At 66.1% G+C, this 20,901-nt stretch carries 15 protein-coding genes and 1 tRNA gene; 6 read left to right on the forward strand and 10 right to left on the reverse strand.

Features of this window, described 5'->3' with window-relative positions; translation table 11 throughout:
- Positions 1 to 154 precede the first annotated feature (154 nt).
- The 5 genes from SPHI_RS06560 to SPHI_RS06585 form a co-directional block, all read right to left on the reverse strand.
- Positions 155 to 3,232: a TonB-dependent receptor gene (locus tag SPHI_RS06560; protein WP_076744092.1), complete on the reverse strand. Its 3,078-nt coding sequence runs from the start codon at positions 3,230 to 3,232 to the stop codon at positions 155 to 157.
- A gap of 579 nt (positions 3,233 to 3,811) precedes the next feature.
- Positions 3,812 to 4,315 carry an HAD family hydrolase gene (locus SPHI_RS06570; RefSeq protein WP_076744094.1) on the reverse strand — a complete coding sequence of 168 codons (504 nt, stop codon included), beginning with the start codon at positions 4,313 to 4,315 and terminating at the stop codon, positions 3,812 to 3,814.
- A gap of 3 nt (positions 4,316 to 4,318) precedes the next feature.
- Positions 4,319 to 4,699, reverse strand: a complete 381-nt coding sequence (locus tag SPHI_RS06575) for a hypothetical protein (protein ID WP_076744095.1) — start codon at positions 4,697 to 4,699, stop codon at positions 4,319 to 4,321.
- A gap of 110 nt (positions 4,700 to 4,809) precedes the next feature.
- On the reverse strand, positions 4,810 to 5,823 hold the full coding sequence (locus SPHI_RS06580) for an SDR family oxidoreductase (RefSeq protein ID WP_083719865.1): 1,014 nt from the start codon (positions 5,821 to 5,823) through the stop codon (positions 4,810 to 4,812).
- A gap of 220 nt (positions 5,824 to 6,043) precedes the next feature.
- Positions 6,044 to 6,118, reverse strand: a tRNA-Thr gene (locus SPHI_RS06585).
- A gap of 88 nt (positions 6,119 to 6,206) precedes the next feature.
- Between SPHI_RS06585 and SPHI_RS15100 the strand changes: the two genes are divergently transcribed.
- Complete coding sequence (locus SPHI_RS15100) at positions 6,207 to 6,344, forward strand: hypothetical protein (RefSeq protein ID WP_198927828.1); 138 nt, start codon at positions 6,207 to 6,209, stop codon at positions 6,342 to 6,344.
- Between the two features lie 140 nt (positions 6,345 to 6,484).
- On the opposite strand, the gene SPHI_RS06590 is transcribed toward SPHI_RS15100, so the two are convergent.
- Complete coding sequence (locus SPHI_RS06590; protein ID WP_076744096.1) at positions 6,485 to 8,284, reverse strand: aminopeptidase P family protein; 1,800 nt, start codon at positions 8,282 to 8,284, stop codon at positions 6,485 to 6,487.
- A 208-nt stretch (positions 8,285 to 8,492) separates the two neighbouring features.
- Between SPHI_RS06590 and nadB the strand changes: the two genes are divergently transcribed.
- From nadB to SPHI_RS06610, 4 genes are all read left to right on the forward strand, one after another.
- Positions 8,493 to 10,073 (forward strand): L-aspartate oxidase, encoded by a 1,581-nt coding sequence (gene nadB, locus SPHI_RS06595; protein WP_076744097.1) that lies wholly within the window; start codon positions 8,493 to 8,495, stop codon positions 10,071 to 10,073.
- Between the two features lie 159 nt (positions 10,074 to 10,232).
- The gene (locus tag SPHI_RS06600; RefSeq protein ID WP_076744178.1) at positions 10,233 to 11,354 is read left to right on the forward strand and encodes a serine hydrolase; all 1,122 of its coding nucleotides are present in this window, start codon (positions 10,233 to 10,235) and stop codon (positions 11,352 to 11,354) included.
- A gap of 47 nt (positions 11,355 to 11,401) precedes the next feature.
- Complete coding sequence (locus SPHI_RS06605) at positions 11,402 to 12,406, forward strand: threonine aldolase family protein (protein WP_076744098.1); 1,005 nt, start codon at positions 11,402 to 11,404, stop codon at positions 12,404 to 12,406.
- Positions 12,407 to 12,573: 167 nt separating this feature from the next.
- Positions 12,574 to 13,491, forward strand: a complete 918-nt coding sequence (locus tag SPHI_RS06610) for a DMT family transporter (protein WP_076744099.1) — start codon at positions 12,574 to 12,576, stop codon at positions 13,489 to 13,491.
- On the opposite strand, the gene SPHI_RS06615 is transcribed toward SPHI_RS06610, so the two are convergent.
- On the reverse strand, positions 13,401 to 14,219 hold the full coding sequence (locus tag SPHI_RS06615) for a Rossmann-fold NAD(P)-binding domain-containing protein (protein WP_076744100.1): 819 nt from the start codon (positions 14,217 to 14,219) through the stop codon (positions 13,401 to 13,403). The two genes, SPHI_RS06610 and SPHI_RS06615, sit on opposite strands and share 91 nt — an antisense overlap.
- Positions 14,220 to 14,478: 259 nt before the next feature.
- On the reverse strand, positions 14,479 to 16,095 hold the full coding sequence (locus SPHI_RS06620) for a M28 family metallopeptidase (RefSeq protein ID WP_076744101.1): 1,617 nt from the start codon (positions 16,093 to 16,095) through the stop codon (positions 14,479 to 14,481).
- Positions 16,096 to 16,304: 209 nt separating this feature from the next.
- Here SPHI_RS06620 and pepN point away from each other — a divergent pair, with 209 nt between their 5' ends.
- On the forward strand, positions 16,305 to 18,899 hold the full coding sequence (pepN, locus tag SPHI_RS06625; protein WP_076744102.1) for an aminopeptidase N: 2,595 nt from the start codon (positions 16,305 to 16,307) through the stop codon (positions 18,897 to 18,899).
- Between the two features lie 6 nt (positions 18,900 to 18,905).
- On the opposite strand, the gene SPHI_RS06630 is transcribed toward pepN, so the two are convergent.
- A complete protein-coding gene (locus tag SPHI_RS06630) occupies positions 18,906 to 20,363 on the reverse strand; it encodes a S41 family peptidase (RefSeq protein WP_233130752.1) in 1,458 nt (485 codons plus the stop codon).
- Between the two features lie 91 nt (positions 20,364 to 20,454).
- A complete protein-coding gene (locus tag SPHI_RS06635; RefSeq protein ID WP_076744103.1) occupies positions 20,455 to 20,901 on the reverse strand; it encodes a DUF1810 domain-containing protein in 447 nt (148 codons plus the stop codon).

The following is a 20,901-nucleotide window of genomic DNA, read 5'->3' on the forward strand; positions in this document are numbered from 1 at the left end:
GCCCGCGCCGGGGCGTGTCATAAGCCGCCGCTCGCGATGGCGTTGTGTCCGCAGAGGCGGTGAGCCGACGGCGTGCGCCGGTACGGAAGTGTCTTCGGGTGGCCAGAAAAAAGGGCGGTGCCGTAGCACCGCCCTTTTCTGAGAACAGGATCGCCTAGAAGGAGAAGCCTGCGGAGAGCTTCACCGTGCGCGGCGGGTTTCCGCCGATGCTCCAGGTCGATCGCTCGCGATAGATGCTCGGCGAACCGGCATCGCGGACGTTGTCGGCCGGGTTGTTGTTGTAATCGACATAGTTGCGGTCGTTCATCACGTTGACGATGTCGACGCGGAAACGAATTCGCGCGTCATCATACAGGAAGTCCATCGGCACGTATTTGGTGAACGCCAGATCGAGCTGACGGCGGCCCCAGCGATCGCCCAACCCAAGCACCTCCGAACCGACGATCACGCGCTCATATGGGTTGGCCCGATCGACCAGCGCACGCTGGAAGGTGGGCGATTCGATCTGGAACTTGGCGGAGATCGACAGGTCGATCGGCAGATCGACGCTGCCTGCCACGACGAGGCGATGGCGCGGCACCACCGAGGAGCGCACGAACGGATAATCGGCCGCGGTCGGGAAATCGAGGAGGAAGTAGGCCGCCTGATCACCGTTGGGGCGGTTATCCTCCGCCTCCGTATAGGTGTAGGTCGCGTCGATGCTCCACGGCGAGGCTGCCGAATAAGCCTTCGTCAGCTTGAAGTATGCCGAGTCCGCCTTGGTCTCGAGCCCGTTGTCGCCGATGATGATCGCGCCATAGCCTGCAGGCGAGAAGTTGCCTGGACCCTGCGGCACGCCGGTGGTCGGCGAGGGCGCGAAGAACGAGCCGTCCGGCCGGCGGTTACCCATCAGATAGACGAAGCCGTCCTTGCTGACGATACGGGTATAGCCGGCTTCCAGCTCGAGCGGCTGGAATCGCCCGCGCAGGCCGAGGCTGAACTGGTCCGAATAGGGGACCTTCAGCTCGTTGTTGATGAAGCGGAATTCGCGCCCGCCCGCCGTACCGTTCCCCGCCAGTTGCTGGCGGCCTGCTTCCGTCAGGTAGATCGGGTCCCAGGGAATGCAGACCCCCGTGTTCGACGGCAGGCACGGGTTCTGCGTGTCCGCGCCCTGGAACAGGAAGGTGCGGCGTTGGAAACGGCCGGTGGCCAGCTCCTGCTGCAGGAAGTCGAACTGGTTGCGATCGTACGATCGGCCGTAGCCGCCGAATACCGAGAAGCGACCTTCGTCGTCGAAGCGATAGGTGAAGCCGACGCGCGGCTGCCACGCGGTCTTGAACGCCTTCCGGTTGTTGCCCGTCGAGATGTAGTCGTTGATGTTGTAATCGGCGTTTACCAGGTTCGGATAGTTCGCCGGCGAGATCGCCGTCAGATCCTCTTGCGGCGTGACATAGTTGAGGAACCCGGGCGTCCGCTCGTAATCCCAGCGCAGGCCGAGGTTCAGCGTCAGCTTGTCCGTGACGTCCCAATCGTCCTGAAGGTACACGCCGAACTGCCAGTTATTTGAACGAATCCGCGGGTCGCCAAGCGCGCCGACAGCACCGAACTGAAGCTGATACGGGATTTCATCGTTGAAGCCGTCCGCCACCGGAAGGTTTAGGTCATAGCTGTACAGGGGGTTGAGCAGGTTCTGCTCCACCGTGTTGAGCTTGACCCACTTGCTCTTCACGCCGGCCTTGATCGTGTGCCCTTCGAACCCGGTCCAGGTGAAGTCATTCTGCACCGTCCAGCCCTTCTGGCCCTTGTCCTGGAAGCCCAGGCCGGCACCGATGCGGAACACGTCAAAGGTGTTGATCGAGCTTCCGTTGACCTGCGACTGGCGGAATTGCTGGCCGATGCCATTGGTGGCCGGCTGCGGGGACCAGCTGACGTCCTCATAGCCGACGCGGAAATCGTTGATCCAATTGTCGGCGGTATGCTGCCAGCGGGCGGTGGCGCGGATTTCCTCAACGGCGTTGAGCGTCGCGGTGGAATAAGCCGCGATCCCGTTGCTGATCTGGATGCCGGATTCATCGCGATACTTGCCGGTGAATTCGAACAGGTCGCTGTCGGTCGGCGTGATGTCGATCTTGCCGAAATACAAGTCCTGCTTGAAGGTCGAGCTAAAGGAGCCGAACTGGTCGCGATACTGCGCCGGCAGGCTGGTGACGGCGATGCCGTTGCCGGGCAGGATGTCGACCGGCACCTCGCGCCGCTTGCCTTCGTAGCTGACGAAGAAGTGCGCGAGATCCCTCACGATCGGGCCGCCCAGCGCGCCGCCGAACTGCTTGTCCGTCGTTTCCACCTTGGCGATCTTGTTGGGGAAGATCTCGGTGGGGCGGCGGTCGCGCAGGCTCTGGTCGGTATAGTCGAAGAAGCCTTCGCCGTGGAACTCGTTGGTGCCCGACTTGGTCGTGGCGATGATCGCCACCGAGCCGACCTGGTCGAACTCCGCCTTATAATTAGACGACAACACCTGATACTCGCCGATCGCGAGCTGCGGGAACGGGTTGCCGGGCGAGGAATCCTGGCCGGTCAGGCCGCCACGCAGGACATAGTCCTTCTGGCTGACGCCATCGATGAACACGTTGACCGAGTTACTGCCCTGCGCGCCGCCCTGGATGCGCGACGAGCCGTCCGCGCTTTCGATGAAGCGAACGCCCGGCGCCAGATCGGCGAAGGCGAGGAAGTTGCGGTTTACCTGCGGCAGCTGCTCGATCAGGCGCTCGGTGATGTTGATGCCGACCTGTCCGCCCGACAGCGTGCGAATGCGGCTGCCGGTGACGATGATGTCGCCGCCCTCGCTTTCCACTGGCGGCGCCTCGGTCTCGCCCGCCGCATTGTCGCTGGGCGCTGGCTGCGCCGGTGCGGCAGGGGTGTTCAGATCGATGTCCAGCCCGGCAGTCTGGCCGACGCGCAGGGTGAATTCGTCGGAACTGCGCGTGCCGTTCTGGGTGCGGATCTCGAGCCGGTAATTGCCGGCGCGCAGCGATGCGAAATTGTAGCTGCCGTCAGCCCCGACGGTCACGGTGCGGCGCAGGCCGGTTGCGACTTCCACCGCGGTCACATCGACCACCGGGTTGTTGGGGGCGGCAGTGATGGTGCCGCGAAGCGAGGCCTGGCCGACCTGCGCGTGCGCCGCGGGCGCCAGCATCGTTCCTCCCGCCAATGCCGACATGCCGGCAAGCGCCATGCGCAATGTGATCTTGTTCATGATTGTTCCCTGCACTTTTTTGTTGTTGTCTGTGTTCGTTGATCGTCAGCTAGCTGGTGGGTTCATGCGTCTCGATGGGTGGGGACACGGATCCGAACCACGTCGATTTCCTCAGCGAGCTGATGGGTGGCGCGCACCATCGCAGGCGTGTCAAAGCGGACGATCGCGATACCGCCCTGGTGAGCGACGGCACCATCAGGGGCCGGAGTCGGATCGTATTGAAAGCTGCCGCGGCGACCCGGCCGGAAGCGTCCATGCCGGCAACAAGTATCGAGGCGATCGAGATCTCTGCCTGTTGCTCCGCATCGCGGTCGCTGGCTTGCGGCCTGACGCTTGAACCTCTCCCCCGCTGATGTCGCATGTTGAACCATCGCGCCATGTTGTAGATGTAACCGGTTACGTCATCCACAAGCCGGTTTCAAGATCGCGCGTTGAGGATGCGCCGACCAAGGAGCGGTGCACCGATCCCGAACATCGTCGAACAATCGTCTCGTGACGTTCGCGCGTTCGGAAGAGAGCTGGCTCGTGCCGTGCGTCGACTCGCCAAGGAACACGAACGTCGCGCTGCCGCGGCTTCGATCACATCATCCTAGTGGCCGAACTCCCCTCTCCGCACATGGCTTCCGGAATCAATACCCGCAGCTTCTGGATCGTGGTCCCGGCGTCACGGTGGTGAACGAAGGTGCCGCCAGCCCCCGTCCACAAGTCGCGATACTTGAGGGTGTCGTCCACGAGGATATCGCCTTCGCGAGCGTGCCGCCGCTTGTCGGCCGCGAGGCAAGTGATGATGCGCGTGTCCGGGAAATGCTCGGCGGCCCAGCGCACCTTTTGCGGCGCCGCCCAGTTCCCGCGAGGAAGCCCGGTGAGAATGATCGGATCGAGATGGCGAACCGCCTCAAACAGCACCGTGGCGTCCGGCATCAACGGCAGCGAGCCGTAGAAGTCAGGATGCCGTGTCAAACGCTTCCAAAATTCAGGCAGGCCATAGCGCTTCTCGAACTGCCTTGGCGGCATCTTCAGCAACTCCGTCGCGGCTTTGTCGAAGTCGGCCAGAACGCCGTCGCAATCCAGATAGAGCTGCATGGTCTAGAATCTCGCGGGCTTGAGACGGATCGGGATAGGCTCGGGAAGGCTCCGCCATCCGAGCCGCGCGATGACATCGTTGCTTTCCACCGGTCGCCGGCCGCGCGCCCGATCGATCGACCAGGTGATGTGATAGGTGCTTCCGTCACCCCGGTCGGTGGAGCCGCCGATCCTCACGACCAGCGCTTGCACACCAGCACCGTCGTCAATCTCGCCGACGATCTCCCCCTGCGTTTCGCGCGGGAGAGGCGTCTTGTGATCAGTTCCCGTCCGCAGCGTGACGTGGTCGGCGATAACGTCCGGGAACAGCGGCTCGAACCGCGCGAGCAGTTGATCCCGGTCGCTCGCTCCCAGCTTCCAGCCTGTTACCCAACGCCTTGCCATCAACCTATCAACACATCGGGCTTGGTAGGTTTCCAGGCTAGTTCACCGTCGGCGGGGCGAGGGGCTTCGTCGCTCTCCAGGAACCCGGCGGCGTGCTAGCCCGGATGCGATCAACGCCCTCGCCTCCTCACCAACCGTCCCAACACCATTGCTGCACCGAGCAGGCCTGCCGCCGCCACAGGTTGCGGCAGTTTTTGAAGTTGAAGCGCGATGCTGGTGCGCCGGGCGTGTACGCGCTGGCTGCCCCGCAGGGCGTCATCGCGGGGCTCGAAGAGGTTATCCTGGCGTGAGGGGGCGCCGGCGTCGCCCGGCTTTTGTTGAACGCGAGTGCCAACCGCTTCCATGATGACATCGGCCAGCCTTGGCGCTGCCTGCGGCAGAATCGAGGACAGCAGACCGCCGCCACCCGCGTAGAGTGTCCGTTTCGGATGTGCACAGGCGAACAGCACCGCATCTGCGACGACTTCGGGCGTATAGAGCGGCGGCGGCAGCCGCGCGGGCTTGTCCATGTAGTTCCGGGCATGCTCCGGGAACGGGGTATCGATGGCGCCGGGCTTGACCAAAGTCACCGAAATGCCCGCCCCTTCCCGCTCCAGCTCCATCCTGAGCGTATCGGTGAGCGCCTGCACCGCATGCTTGGTTGCGCAATATGGCCCTTGTTGCAGGATCGCGCGGTCACCGAGAATCGAGCCGATGTTGATGATCGCGCCGCCGCGGCCGCGCAAATGCCGGACGGCGACCAACGAGCCGTAAAGGGTGCCGAAGTAATTTACGTCGAACACGCGCCGGTGATCGCCAATGGGCACTTGTTCCAGCGTGCCATAGGTTCCGATGCCGGCATTGTTGACCCAGGTGTCGAACCCACCGAACGCCTCCAGCGCGAGCGTGGCGACGCGTTCGACCGCGACCATGTCGCTCACGTCGGCTACACAGATGGCAACTCGCGCGCCCTCGGCAGTAAGACGCACCCGCAGGGCTTCCAGCGCGTCCGCGTTACGCGCGACCGCGACTACCGCCGCTCCTTGCCGCACGGCCCGTTCGGTGATGGCAAGTCCGTTGCCGCTCGTGGCCCCCGTAACCACGATGACCTGCTCGGACACAGGCTTCAAGCTGATGCGCATCATCGATCGTCCTTGGCCGGCTCCGCACGAGGCGACCTTTAGCCGCCAACGGGCAGAGCGTCCGTTCGATCCTCCTGGGCACCTGAATCAGCAAGATCCATAGCCATTGGTGAACGCCCTCTGCAGTGGCGTTTCAACACCTCGACTCTGGCACATCGATGCCGTCAGGGGCGTCCACCAAGCTGATGGAAAACGGCCGCTCGATAGGGGATGTCTGAGAAAATGGTGCTGCCGGTGAGGATTGAACTCACGACCTCAGCCTTACCAAGGATGCGCTCTACCACTGAGCTACGGCAGCACTCTGCCCGCTAGGTACGGGCGAGGGGGCGCTAGAGACGAGCGGCGGCGGATTGTCAAGGCGTTGTGGCCGCGCGATAGCCGCTTTCATGGAAAGCAAGGACGAACGCGACGCACGGCGGGCAGCGGCGCTCAGGGCGAACCTGCGCCGCCGCAAGGAACAGGCGCGCGGGGTGAAGGATGGGATGGCGGTGGAAGGTCCGAGCCGCGACGAAGAGGCGCAGTAGGTTCATAATCCTCCCGCGCCGGGGGAGGTGTCACCACAGGTGAGGAAGGGGGAGGACGGCGATGTCGCCTCGATCGTTCCGTTTCCTCCCCCTCCGTCAGCTATTCGCGCTGCTACCTTCCCCTGGCGGGGGAGGAGATCTCAACCCGCGATCGGCGCGCAGCGCTGGATCAGCCAGGCGCGGTCCTCGCCCTCCAGGTGCGGCGCGAGCGTGCCCGCCACTCGAGCGTGATAATCGTTGAGCCACGCGAGTTCGCCGGGCGTCAGAAGTGCTGGATCGATCAGGTCGCGGTCGATCGGCACCAGGGTGAGCGTCTCGAACGTCAGCATCACATCTTCGCCGCCCTCGAACGACCGCTCGACGACCAATAGCAGATTCTCGATCCGGATGCCGTATTCGCCGGCCTTGTAATAGCCCGGCTCGTTGGACAGGATCATGCCGGGCAGCAGCGGCTCGGACGGGCCGGCGCCGGGGTAGCTCGGCTTGGCGATCCGCGCCGGGCCTTCGTGGACCGACAGGTAGCTGCCGACGCCGTGACCGGTACCATGAGCGAAATCGAGGCCGGCCTGCCACAAGGGGAGCCGCGCGAGCGCGTCGAGCTGCCCGCCGGTGGTGCCGCGGGGGAAGACGGCGGTCGCGAGCGCGATATGGCCCTTGAGCACGCGGGTGAAGCGGTCGCGCATTTCCGAGGTCGGCTGGCCGATCGGGATCACGCGCGTCACGTCGGTGGTGCCGTCGTCATACTGGCCGCCCGAATCGATCAGGTAGAGCTGGCCCTGTTCGATCGGCAGGCTCGACTCTTCGGTGACGTGATAATGCGGGATCGCGCCGTGGGGGCCGGTGGCCGAGATCGCGTCGAACGACAGATCTTTGAGCACGCCCGTCGCGCGGCGGAATTCCTCCAGCTTGGCAGCGGCGGTGAGTTCTGTCTGGCCGCCCTTGGGTGCCTCGATCGAGATCCAGCGCAGGAAGCGGGTGAGCGCGGCGCCGTCGCGAATGCTGGCGGCGCGGTGGCCGGCCTGCTCGACCGGGTTCTTGACGGCGCGCGGGATGACGGTCGGATCGCGCAGCGCGATGACCTCGCCGCCGCCGGCCTCGATGGCGAGCGGGATGGCGGCGACCGAGAGCGTGGGATCCACCACGACTCGCTTGCCGCCAAAGCGGCCGAGCGCCGAGGCGAAGTCGCGGCGATCGTGGATTCGCACCGCATTGCCGAGATGCTGCGCGACCGGGTCGCTCATCTTGTCGGGCGCGACGTACAGGTCGGCGGTGCCGTCAGCGTTCACCACGGCGTAGGACAACGCGACGGGGGTGCGCGAGACATCGCCACCGCGCACGTTGAGCAGCCAGGCGATCGACTCCAGCGCGGCGAGGACAACGGCGTCGGCCTTCTGCTCGACCAGCCAGTCGGCGACGGCAGCGCGCTTGTCGGCGCTGGAACGGCCGGCGTGGCTGTCGTCGTGAACGGCGAGCTTGGCGTCGGACGGCAACGGCTGGTCGGGCCAGACGGCGTCGACGGGGTTGGTATCGACCGGGATCAGCGTCGCGTCGATCGCGGCGAGCGCCTTGCTCGCTTCATCGACCCAGACGCGGGTGTGGAGCCAGGGATCGTAGCCGATCCGTGCGCCCTGCTTGGCATGGCCGGCGAGCCAGCCCGACACGCTCGTCTCGGGCACACCGACGAACTGCCAATCGTCGCCCGACACCTGCTCGCGGACCTGGAGCGTGTAGCGGCCGTCGGTGAAGATCGCCGCTTCCGCCGGCAACACCACCGCAGTGCCAGCCGACCCCTGGAAGCCGGTGAGCCAGGCCAGCCGCTGGGCATAGGCGCCGACATATTCGCTCATATGTTCATCGGTGAGGGGGACGACGAAGCCGTCGAGCTGCTGGCGCGTGAGCTGGTCACGCAGGGCCGCGAGGCGGGCGGTGTAGGTGGACATGGGACTCCTCTGCATCACGCGAACACATCATCCCCGTTCGTGCTGAGCTGGTCGAAGCACTGTCCTTCTTCAGCCGGCCGATGAAAGAAGGGCAGCCCTTCGACAACCTCAGGGCGAACGGAAGAGAGGCTCGTTACCACCCCGATATGGCAGATGCGCGCGCTTCGTGCCATGCAGCCGCGATGGTCTTCTCTCCCCAGGGTCGCGCATGACGGGCGCGGACGTGCTTATCGTCGGTTCGGGCGCCGCGGGCCTCACTGCCGCGCTCAACCTCGCCGATCGTTTCCAGGTGACCGTGCTCGCCAAGGGCGCGCTCAACGAGGGGTCGACCGCCTGGGCGCAGGGCGGGATCGCCGCGGTGCTGGAGCCGGGCGATACGTTCGAGAACCATGTCGAGGATACGATGGTCGCGGGCGCGGGGCTCAACGATCGCGAGATCGTGGAGTTCGTGGTCGAGGGCGCGCCAGCCGCAATCGCGCGGTTGCAGCAGCTCGGCGTGCCTTTTGCCCAGGATGGAAGCGCATTGCACCTGACGCGCGAGGGCGGGCATTCGCACCGGCGGATCGTGCATGTCGACGACGCCACCGGCTGGGCGGTGCAGGAAGCGTTGCAGAAGGCGGCCGAGGCGCATCCAAACATCACGTTGGTTCCCGACCAGGTGGCGATCGACCTTGCCACCAGCCGGCACGAGGAGCGCTATTCGGGCGCTGGCAACGTGTGGGGCGTCTATGCCGTCGATCGCCGGACGGGGCGGGTGAACCTCTACACCGCGCGTGCGACGGTCCTGGCGACGGGGGGCGCGGGGCGGACGTATTTGTTCTCCACTGCGCCGCGCGGGGCGACGGGGGACGGGATTGCGATGGCATGGCGGGCGGGGGCGCGCGTCTCCAACATGGAGATGATGCAGTTCCACCCCACCTGCCTCTACAATCTCGACGTCAAGAACTTCCTGATCACCGAGGCGGTGCGCGGCGAGGGCGGGCGGCTGATCAACCCGCAGACCGGCAAGCGCTTCATGACCTATTACGATGCGGAGCGCCTCGAGCTGGCGCCGCGCGACGTGGTGGCACGCGCGATTGACGCCGAGATCAAGCGCTACGGCCTCGATTACGTGCATCTCGACATCAGCCACCAGCCCGCTGATTTCGTGCGCGGGCATTTCCCCAATATCTATGACAAGTTGATGGGGCTGGGCATCGACATGACGGTGCAGCCGATCCCGGTGGTGCCGGCGCAGCATTACACCTGCGGCGGGATCATCGTGGACCGCGACGGGCGCACCGATCTGCCCAACCTTTATGCCGCGGGCGAATGCACCGAGAGCGGGCTGCACGGCGCGAACCGGCTGGCTTCAAACTCGCTGCTGGAATGCTTCGTGTTTGGCGAGGCGGCGGCGAATCATATCGCCGCGCATTGGGACAGTTTGCCGGTCGTGCCGCCGATCCGCCCGTGGGACGAGAGCCGCGTCACCGATTCCGACGAGGAAGTGGTGATCAAGCAGAACTGGACCGAGATCCGGCGCTTCATGTGGAACTACGTCGGCATCGTGCGCACCACCAAGCGGCTCCAGCGCGCGCAGCACCGCATCAAGATGCTGACCGCCGAGGTCGAGGATTATTACGGCCACTTTCGCGTGACGCCGGACCTCATCGAATTGCGCAACCTTCTCCAGACCGCGGACCTGATCGTGCGATCGGCGCTGCACCGGCATGAGAGCCGCGGGCTGCATTATACGCTGGACTGGCCAGAGACGCTGGAGGTGCCGGTGGATACGGTGCTGGTGCCTTAGCCCACTCACTCCCGTAGAGCGAGAGGGGCTCCGTTCCCACGGGAAGCCTTATTCCATCGCACGTCAGCCGCCGTTCATCGCAGAACGGGTAAGCCCCGGTTTTCAATGGCGACTTTTCGGATAGCTTCCCGCCCCATGGCACGGGGGCAAGCGCTGATCATGATCAAACGGCTGATCGCGGCGTTGCCGCTGCTCGCGCTGGCGGGCTGCGTTGGGGAGCCGCCATCGCGCACTGCCCGCGCCATGGCGCCTGTGCCCGCGCCGTCCTATGTGGTTGCCGTGCCGGTTCCAAAGCCGCGCCCGCTGCCCGTTAATCGTGCGCCGCGCGGGCTTGATGCATCCATTCAGCAGATGGTGCGCGAATTTCCCGGCGTTGCCGGTGTCGCGGTGCGGGCGGTGGACGAGGGGTGGACGATCCAGGCGGGCGGTCGCCGCCTTCTGCCGCAGCAAAGCGTTAGCAAATTGTGGGTCGCCATGACCGTGCTTGACCAGCGTGACAGCGGGCGGCTGAAGCTGGACGATCCGGTCAGCGTCACCGCCGCTGACCTGACGCTGTTCCACCAGCCGATCGCCTCTCTTGTCAAAGGCGGTCAGTGGAACACCACGGTCGGCAACCTCCTGTTCCGCGCGCTGACGCAGAGCGACAATTCGGCCAACGATCGATTGCTGACCTTGGTCGGCGGGCCGAGCGCGGTGCGCGCCTTTATCGAGCGCAAGCAGCTCGGCGACATCCGCTTCGGCCCGGGCGAGCGGCATCTTCAGGCGAAGACCGCGGGGCTGACGTGGGATCAGTCGATGAGCGTCGGGAACAATTTTTCGATCGCGCGCGCGCGTCTCGATCCGGCGGTGCGGCAAGCGGCGATGCAGGCCTATATCGACAATCCGCCCGATGGCGCGGCGCCGCTCGCCATTGCCGATGCGCTCGCGCGGCTGGCGCGCGGGGAATTGTTGTCCGAAACCTCGACCCGGCTGATGGTGTCCACGCTGGAAGCGAGCAAGACCGGGCGGGCGCGGCTGAAGGCCGGACTCGCGCCAGGTTGGACCTTGGCGCACAAGACCGGGACCGGGCAGGAGCTGGGCCGCCGCAATGCCGGGTTCAACGACGTCGGGCTGCTGACCGCCCCCGACGGGCGGCGCTATGCCGTGGCAGTGATGATCGGTGACACGACGCGGCCGATGCGCGAGCGGCAGCAGCTGATCTCGGCCGTCGCCTCGACGGTCAGCGGGTATCGCGGCGCACCGACCATCGCGGCGCGGGACATGGACGATCCGGAAAGCTGATCCTCACCGATTGACGGCGCTTTCGGCGGGTGGCTAGGCCAACGGCCATGCGCTTCTTTTCCGACAATGCCGCTCCGGTTCACCCCGCCGTGCTCGCCGCCATGGCGGAGGCGGATGTGCTCGACACCGCTTATGATGGCGATCGCTGGTCCAAGGCGCTGGACACGCGGCTGTCCGACCTGTTCGAAACCGAGGTGGAGGCCTTGTGGGTGCCCACCGGCACGGCGGCGAACTGCCTCGCGCTTGCCGCGCTTTGCCCGCCGCACGGCGCCGTGCTGTGCCACCATGATGCGCATATCCAGAACGACGAATGCGGCGCGCCGGAATTCTACACCCATGGCGCCAAGCTGCTGCTCGCCGGCGGCGAGGGCGCGAAGCTGACCCCGGAGACGCTGCGCTCGCTGCTCGGCACGATCCGCAAGGATGTGCACCAGGTGCAGCCGCATGCGATCTCGATCACCAACGCCACCGAATATGGGCTGGTGTACCAGCCCGCCGAGGTGGCCGCGATCGGCGCGCTCGCGACGGAGCACGGGCTGGCGCTGCACATGGACGGCGCGCGGTTCGCCAATGCGCTGGTCAGCGTGGGGTGTTCGCCGGCGGACATGACGTGGCGCGCGGGCGTCACGGCGCTGAGCCTCGGCTTCGTCAAGAACGGCGGCATGGGCGCCGAGGCTTTGGTGTTCTTCAAGCGCGGGCTGGTCGAGGCGAGCCGTTATCGCCGTAAGCGCGCTGGGCTGCTGTTCTCCAAGGGGCGCTATCTCGCGGCGCAGATCCTGGCGCTGCTGGAGGAGGATCGCTGGCTGGCGAATGCGCGGAGCGCCAATGACGGGGCGGCGCTGATCGCGGCGGCCGCGGGAGGTCGGCTGGTTCATCCGGTGGAGGCGAACGAGGTGTTCCTGCGCGTGACGCCGGACGAAGCGGCGGCGCTCAGGGGCAAAGGGTTCGACTTCTACGATTGGGGTCCGGGCGAGGCGCGGCTGGTGGTGTCGTGGAACCAGCGCGCGGAGGACATCCGGCCGCTGGCGGAAGCAATCGCGGCGTTGGGGTGATCGGCATCTTTCCGTCGTGCCGGACTTGTCCCGGCCTCCTGGGTCGGGCTTGATCCTCCGCCGCTGAGTATGCGGATGGCCGGATGCCGGCACGAGGCCGGCATGACGAAGTCTTTGTGGTAGCGCGGCGTAGCGCTTCGCTCCGATCCGCACTACGCGCGACGATCATGACCAACGCGCCGCCCCCGCAATCCACCCGCGCCCGCGTGCTGATTCCGTTCGGGATCGTGACGCTGATCTGGGGTTCGACATGGCTGGTGATCCGCGACCAGCTGGGCGTGGTGCCGCCGTCCTGGTCGGTGAGCTACCGCTTCCTTGTTGCCGGGGTCGCGCTGTTCGCCTGGGCGGCGATCCGGCGCGAACCGGGGCGGCTGGATGCGCGCGGCTACGGGTTCGCGGCGGCGCTGGGCCTCGCCCAGTTCGTGCTCAACTTCAACTTCGTCTATCGCGCCGAACAGTTCATCACCTCCGGCCTCGTCGCGGTGGTGTTCGCGCTGTTGCTGATCCCCAATTCTCTGTTCGGCCGTATTTTCCTTGGTCAGCGTCTGGGGCGGCAGCTCGTTGTCGGATCGGCCGTGGCAATGGCCGGCGTCGCGCTGCTGTTCCTCCACGAGGTGCGCAGCGACCCGCATGGTCCCGCCATGGCGCTGACGGGCATCGGCCTGACGCTTTGCGCGATCCTGTCCGCCTCCAGCGCCAATGTGATGCAGGGGACGCAGATCGCGCGGCGCTATCCGATGCTGCGCACCACGGCGATCGCCATGCTGATGGGGGGCGCGTTCGATGCGGCATGGGCATGGTTCACCGTTGGCCCGCCGGTGATGGAATGGCGGATCGGTTATGTGGCCGGTATTCTCTACCTCGGGCTGGCCGCGTCGGCGCTCGCCTTTCCGCTCTATTTCGGGGTGATCCGGATCATCGGTCCGGCCAAGGCGGCGTATTCCAGCGTCATCGTGCCAGTGATCGCGATGGCGCTATCGACGATGTTCGAAGGTTATCGCTGGTCCATGCTTGCCGCTGGCGGTGCTGCGCTGGCCGCTGTGGGGTTGGTGATCGCGCTGACGGCGCGCAGGCCCAACCGGTAATCGGCGTAGAGCGGGTGCCAGCCAAGCACGCGCTTCGCCTTGCCGTTCGCGACGCGGCGGTTCTCCGCATAAAAGGCGCGCGCGGCCGGCGAGAGGCTGTTGAGCGAAACGACCGGCGGCGGTGAGACGCCGAGCATCGCCGCGGCATGCTCGATTACTTCGTCCTGGCTGCACGGCCGGTCGTCGGCAAGGTTGTACGCACCCGGTGGCGCGGTGAACCCGGCGACCACCCCGCTGGCGATGTCCGCGACATGGATGCGGCTGAACACCTGATCGGGGATGCCGGTGCGATGCGCCTTGCCGCTCGCGACGCGATCGAGCGGCGAGCGGCCAGGACCATAGATGCCGGGCAGGCGAAACACGCGCGCGCCCAGCGCCAGCCACGCCGCGTCCGCCGCATTCCGGGCGGCGCGGCGGCCACAGATCGGGGCGGTCTCGTCAACCCAGGCGCCGGCCGCATCGCCGTACACGCCGGTGGAGGAGAGATAGCCGAGCCACTTGCCGTGCAGCGCATCGCCGTAGCTGGCGAGGACGGGATCGACGTCTTCGGCCGGCGGGACGGAGGAGAGGATGTGCGTCGCCGCAGCAAGACCTGCGCGGACGGCTGCTTCGTCATCGAAGCGGGTCGTGCCGTCGCGGCCGTCGCGCGTGGTGGCGAGCAATGGCGCGCCGCTCGCATCGGCGATCGCGCTGGCGGCATAGCCCAGGCCGAAGATGAAGAGGCGCATGTCGATTCTCCTGAGTGGCGATGACGTTGCCCCCCTCACTCCGTCACCCCGGACGTGATCCGGGATCCAACGTGCCGCGTCCTCAGGCGCTCCGGCGTGCGCGGAACCTTGGACCCCGGCGCGCGGCCGGGGTGACGGTCCTCCCTCATTTCGTCATCCCCGCGGAGGCGGGGATCCATAATGGCGAACGGTGCAGCAGGACCGCTTGGCCAGCCAATATGGATTCCCGCCTTCGCGGGAATGACGATGGTTTCGTTGCTCAATCCGCCATCGGCCCCTTGAACAGCGTCCCGAAGTAATCGCCCTTGTTCCACACGGGGCGCGTCGGGGCGTCGGCGATCTCGCGGGCGATGCGATAGTTCACGTCCACGAAGCGGACGCCATCCTCCCACTGGATCGGCTGCGACAGATCGTCACCGGGCTTGTGATAATGGGTCGACATGAAGTGAGTTACCGCTTCCTTGCCCGGGCCCTTCTGCCCCGGCCACAGGAAGACGGATGGCACACCCTTCTGCACAAAGCGAAAATGGTCCGAACGGACGAAGATGCCCTCGTCCGGCATCGGGTCGGGCGACAGCGCGACACCCGCACCTTCAACGGCCCGGCGAATGATCGGGCCCAGCGTCGAGCGATCCCCACCGAACGCCACCATGTCTTCGAACTTGTAGGTAAGGATCGGCATGTCGAGGTTGACGTTGGCGACGATCGATTCGGCCGGCACGGTCGGGTGGTTGGCGAAATAGTCGCTGCCGATCAGGCCTTTCTCTTCCGCGGTGACGGCCAGGAACATCACGGTGCGCTTGGGCGCGCCTTCTTTCTGGAAGCGCTTGGCTTCCTCGATCAGGCTGGCGATGCCGATGGCATTGTCGAGCGCACCGTTGTGGATCTTGTCCTCGCGCGTGCCGCTGACGCCGACATGGTCGAGGTGCGCGGAAAGGACGACCACTTCCTTCGCCAATGCCGGATCGCTGCCGGGCAGCACGCCGACGACGTTGGACGAGCGGGTGGGGCTGAAGCTGGTCTTTGTGGTGACGGCAAGCGTGGCGGGCAGCGCCTCCGGCTTGAAGCGGGCGTCGGCCTTTTCGGCCTCCTTGGCGACCTTTGCCCAGCCGGTGCGCGCGCCGGCGAACAGTTTCTGCGCGCCGGAAAGGCTCAGCGTCGCGAGCGTCGGGACGGATCCCTCGTCGACATTGCCGGTGCCGTCTGGGTTCGCCCAGGTCATGCGCGAATGCGTGTTCGCCTCGACCAGCTTGGCGAAGGCGCGTTGCTTCTCGCTGCGGGGGGTGACGAGGGTGATCGTGCCCACCGCGCCGCGCTCGGCGGCGAAACGCGCCTTGGTGGCGGGAGAGCCGAGCCAGGCGCGCTCCTCACCGGTCATCTTGGATGGCGAGCCGCTGACAAAAGCGACGATCTTGCCTTTGACGTCAATGCCCTTGAAATCGTCGCGGCCATATTGCGGCGCGACGATGCCATAACCGACGAACACGACCGGCGCGGTGATCGCCGTGTCCTTGGCGCGCGGGTTGGCCGAGGGGATATAGTCGGTGCCAAAAGCGAGCGGTGTGGTCGTGCCACCGCGCGTGACCGCCAGCTTCCCCTCGCCATCGGCCTTGTAGGCGACGAGCGGCACCTCCTGGAGATACCCTCCCTTGTCGCCCTGCGGCTTCAGCCCGGCAGCGAAGAAGCGCGAGGCGACATAATCGGCGGCGATGTCATATTCCGGGCTGCCCGCCTCGCGACCCTTCATCGAATCGGCGGCGAGGAACATCACATGCGCCTTCATCGCCGCGGCGTCGGGCGAAAGCGGCGCGGCGTCCTGCGCCATCGCGGCGAGGGGAAGGGCGGTGAGGCAAAGGGCAAGAGCGAGGCGGCGCATGGATTTCCTGTGAGGTTGCGCCTCCTCCCCCGTTCGTCCCGAGCAACGTCGAGGGACGTGCCACAAAGAACGGCGCCTGCGGCACGTGTCTCGACTGCGCTCGACACGAACGGAGGGGAGGCGAGTTCGTGGAGCGGTCGTAGCACCGGTGATTGGCGCCGCAAGCATTTGCGATGGAACCCGATCGCCTGCCGTCTATATCTTCCTTCATGCTCGACGCCCTTTCCGCGCCCGCCATCCCCGCCGTGCATCGCCGCGAGGATTATCGCCCGCCGGCGTGGCTAGTGCCCGAGGTGGCGCTCGACCTCGCGCTCGATCCCGCTGCGACGCGGGTGCGGGCGCGGCTCACGGTCACGCGCAACAGTGAGGCGAGCGAGCCGCTGCGGCTCGACGGCGAGGGCCTGACGCCACTCTCCATCAGCGTCGACGGGGTGGCGGTAAACGACTGGCGGATGGAGGGGGAACAGCTCGTCATCCCGCTCGCCGGCGCGGCCCATGTGATCGAGACCGAGGTGGAGATCGCGCCGGAGCGCAACACGCAGCTGATGGGCCTGTATGCATCGGGCGGGAATTTGTGCACGCAATGCGAGGCGGAGGGATTCCGCCGCATCACCTTCTTTCCCGACCGGCCCGACGTGCTCGCCACCTATCGGGTGCGCATGACGGCGGACAAGGCGCGCTACCCGGTGCTGCTCGCCAATGGCGATCCGGTCGCGAGCGGCGACAATGACGACGGCACGCACTGGGCCGAATGGCACGATCCGTTCCCCAAGCCGTCGTATCTGTTCGCGTTGGTTGCGGGCGATCTGGCCTGCAATCGCGGCACCTTCACCACCGGCTCGGGACGGGAGGTAGAACTCGGCATTTGGGTCCGCGCGAGTGATCTGCCGAAGACCGATCATGCGCTCGATGCGCTGAAGCTCGCCATGGCGTGGGACGAGCGCGTCTATGGCCGCGAATATGATCTCGACGTGTTCAACATCGTCGCGGTCGACGATTTCAACTTCGGCGCGATGGAGAACAAGGGGCTGAACATTTTCAACAGCCGCTACATCCTCGCTGATCCCGATACCGCCACCGATTACGATTACGACGCCATCGCCGCGGTGGTGGCGCATGAATATTTCCACAATTGGTCGGGCAATCGCGTCACCTGCCGCGACTGGTTCCAGCTAAGCCTGAAGGAAGGCTTCACGGTTTTTCGCGACCAAGGCTTTTCCGCCGATCAGGGCTCCGCTGCGGTCAAGCGGATCGAGGATGTGCGCGGGCTTCGCGCCAGCCAGTTCCCTGAGGATGCCGGTCCGCTCGCCCACCCGGTGCGCCCTGAAAGCTATCTGGAGATCTCGAACTTCTACACCTCGACGATCTACAACAAGGGCGCCGAGCTGATCCGCATGATGGCGACGATTCTCGGACCCGTGAAGTTCCGCGCCGGCAGCGACCTGTATTTCGACCGGTTCGACGGCACCGCCGCAACCTGCGAGGATTTCGTCGCCTGCATGGAGGAGGCTGGCGACGTCGACCTGTCGCGTTTCCGCTTGTGGTACAGCCAGGCCGGCACGCCGCGCGTGTCGGCGAGCCTGGCGCATGACGGTGGCCGCGCCACGCTGCGCCTTGCGCAGCAGGTGCCGCCCACGCCGGGGCAGGCCCACAAGCAAGCCATGGTGCTGCCGCTGCGCATCCGCCTGTTCGGCGCGGAGACCGGGCAGCCGCTCGGCCCCGAACAGCTGATCCTGCTTGACGAGGCGAACCAGTCGATCGTGTTCGAGGGCGTGGCCGAGCGGCCGGTGCTGTCGATCAACCGCGGCTTTTCGGCACCCGTGACAATCGAGAGCGATCGCACCGCCGCCGACCTCGCGTTCCTGGCGCGCAACGACGACGATCCCTTTGCCCGTTACGAGGCGATGCAGCAGTTGATGCTCGACACCTTGGTGGCGGGCGCGATCGAGGGCGACGCTGATCACCGCGCCGTGATCGATGCGGTGGGCGATACGCTCGACGATCCCGCGCTGGACCCCGCCTTTATCGCCGAAGCCGTGCTGCTGCCGTCGGAAAGCTTCGTCGGCGACCAGCTGAGCATGGTCGATCCGGAGGCGATCTTCCGCGCGCGTGAGGCGCTGCGCGGCGATCTCGGCCGCGCCCTCACCGATCGCTGGCGCACGCTGTACGAGGCGCACACCACCACCGCCGCGTATCAATATACCCCCGCCGCCAAGGCCTCCCGCCGCATCCGCAACGTCGCGCTCGGCTATATCGCCGCCTCGGGCGCGGCCGACGCCGCCGAGCTCGCCTTCCGCCAGTTTGAGCGTGCCGACAACATGACCGATCGCCAGGGCGCGCTCGCCACTTTGGTCAACAGCGACAGCGATCTGCGCGAGGCGGCACTCGACATTTTCTACAATCGCTACGCCGGCAATCCGCTGGTGCTCGACAAATGGTTCCAGACGCAGGCGCTCTCCGCGCGGGCAGACACGCCTGCGGTTGTTGCGGCGCTCGCCGAACACCCGGATTTCACGCTGGCGAACCCAAATCGTGCACGCAGCCTTATTGGAGCCTTTGCGGTGAACCAGCGCGCGTTCAACCAGGCCGATGGTGCCGGCTATCGCTTTCTCGCCGACCAGCTGATCGCGCTCGACAAGCTCAACCCGCAGACCGCGGCCAAGCTGCTCCCGCCGCTCGGCCGCTGGCGTCGCTTCGACGCTGCCCGCGCGGCGCTGATGCGTGCCGAGCTGGAACGGATCGTCGGCACCGCCGGGCTTTCCAAGGACCTGTTCGAACAAGCCTCGAAGAGCCTGGAGGGCTAGACCGACTCAAAACGCCCCGGGCGTCTCGCGCTGGAAGGTGCTCGGCCGCGCCGGCGTGAGCAAGTCGCGCTTCACCGCCACGTCACGCACCCGCGCCACACTCGCCGACGCACCGGCGCCGCCGATCGGCGTGCAGCTACGGCCTGCCAGATAGTTCAGGGCCTGGCGGACCGACTCCTCGCGCGGATCGCCCAGCGGATAGGTGATGTCGTCATTCGCCCGGCATGTCGCCTCCATGAACGGGGCGAGACCATTGTAGTAATCACCCTGACGTGCCGCATTTTGCGAGGCGAAGGCAACAATGCGCAGCCGGTCATCGCAGGCCGCATTGTCACGCGCGATCTGCCCAACCGGCTTGCCATAGGTGTTGGTCCCGATCAGCGCTGCATTGCTATGCAGATAAGGGATCATCGCGTTGATCACCTGTTCGCTTGCCGATGCCGTGCCCGCCGTGCCGATAAAGGCGATACGAGTGGGTGAAACTGACTGCGGCTGCGGCGCGAAAAATTCCGTCCGGTTCTGCGTCGCCTTCTCGGGCCGGAAGGCGACGTAGCTGAACACCTCGCTGGTCTGGCGATTGCCGCCGAGCAGGTCGCCCAGCAGCTTCGCCGTGGAGACGAGGCCACCGCCATTGTAGCGGAAATCGACAATGATGTTGGTGATCCCTTGCGCCCGAAGGCGCCCCACGCCGTCGCGCAGCTGCTGATCGGCGGTGGAAATAAAGGTGCGCAGGTTGATGTAGCCGACGCGCTGGCCGCCATCCTCGATGATCTTGACGCCATAACGCGAAGATACCGGATCGAGCGAAAAGTCGCGCTGCGTCAGCGTGACGGTGCGCTCTGCGCCATCCAGTGCGCGGACGCGCAGCACCCGCACCGCGCCCGCCTGCCCCGCGCCCAACGCGTCGCTCACCGCCTGCCCGCCGCCGCTGCCATAAAGCGACGCCACGGCGCGCACATTGCTGGCCTGCGTGCCGATGGCCAGGATCTCCGTGCCACGATCCAGCCCAGCCTCGATCGCGGGCGCATTTTCGAACGCTTCGATCACGAAAACGCGTGCGGCACCCGAATCATAGCTGAGGCGGAAGCCATAGCCCGCGCTCGACCCCTGCTCGTAATAGGCAGTCTCCTCGGCGATCGAGGTGACATAGGTGAAGTAGCGATCACGATTCTGCGACCGGGCCGTGGCGGTGAGCGCATCGACATAGTCGGAGACGCTGGCATAGCCAGACGGACTGAGCGCGCCGGGCAGCGTTTCCGGGAACAGATACCATTCGCGCAGCTCGTTCGCTGCCCAGGATTGCCGCTCGCCCAGCGAACACCCGGCGACCGGCCTTGGGGTTGGCGCTGGCACCACGGTGCCGCCACTGCCGCCAGCGCCGGTAAACGGCGTGTCTCCATCCCCACCGCCGCAACCGGCCAGGAGTGACAGGATGGATGCTGCTGCTGCGACGCGACGTATCACGATACCCCCGAGATCTTTGCAACGCATTGTGCCGCAACCCGGATGGCCCGTCATCCGATTAATGGTGAAATTCCGTTGCTAGGTCGAGCGGTTAGCCGCGCAGCAGCACCTCCGTCGCGGCATCGGGCGCGCCATCGAAGAAGCGCCGCAGCACGGCCCCGAACGGCGCGGGATCATCCGCTGCGGCGGCGAACAATGTCATGGAGGAACGCAGCTTCAGCGCATCGACCGGGCCCAGGATCGCCTCCGCGCTGCCCGGCGCGGCGAGCACGGTCGCGCTTGCTTCGTGCAGCCTTGGTCCGAGCACGGCATGTGCCAGATAGGCGCGCGCCTCCGCCAGCGACGCGATCCCATAATGCTGCGCCGTCGGGCTGCGGCCAAGCCCGCGCAACTGCGGAAAGACGAACCACATCCAGTGACTCGTTTTTCGCCCGCGTCGCAGCTCGGCAAGCGCACCGGGATAGACGCCGTCCTGAGCGGCGACGAAGCGGGCAAGGTGGTACGGATCGGTCACGCCGGGCAAACGCACGGAAGGCAT

The sequence above is a fragment of the Sphingomonas jeddahensis genome (assembly GCF_001981525.1).
Classification (GTDB): domain Bacteria; phylum Pseudomonadota; class Alphaproteobacteria; order Sphingomonadales; family Sphingomonadaceae; genus Sphingomonas; species Sphingomonas jeddahensis.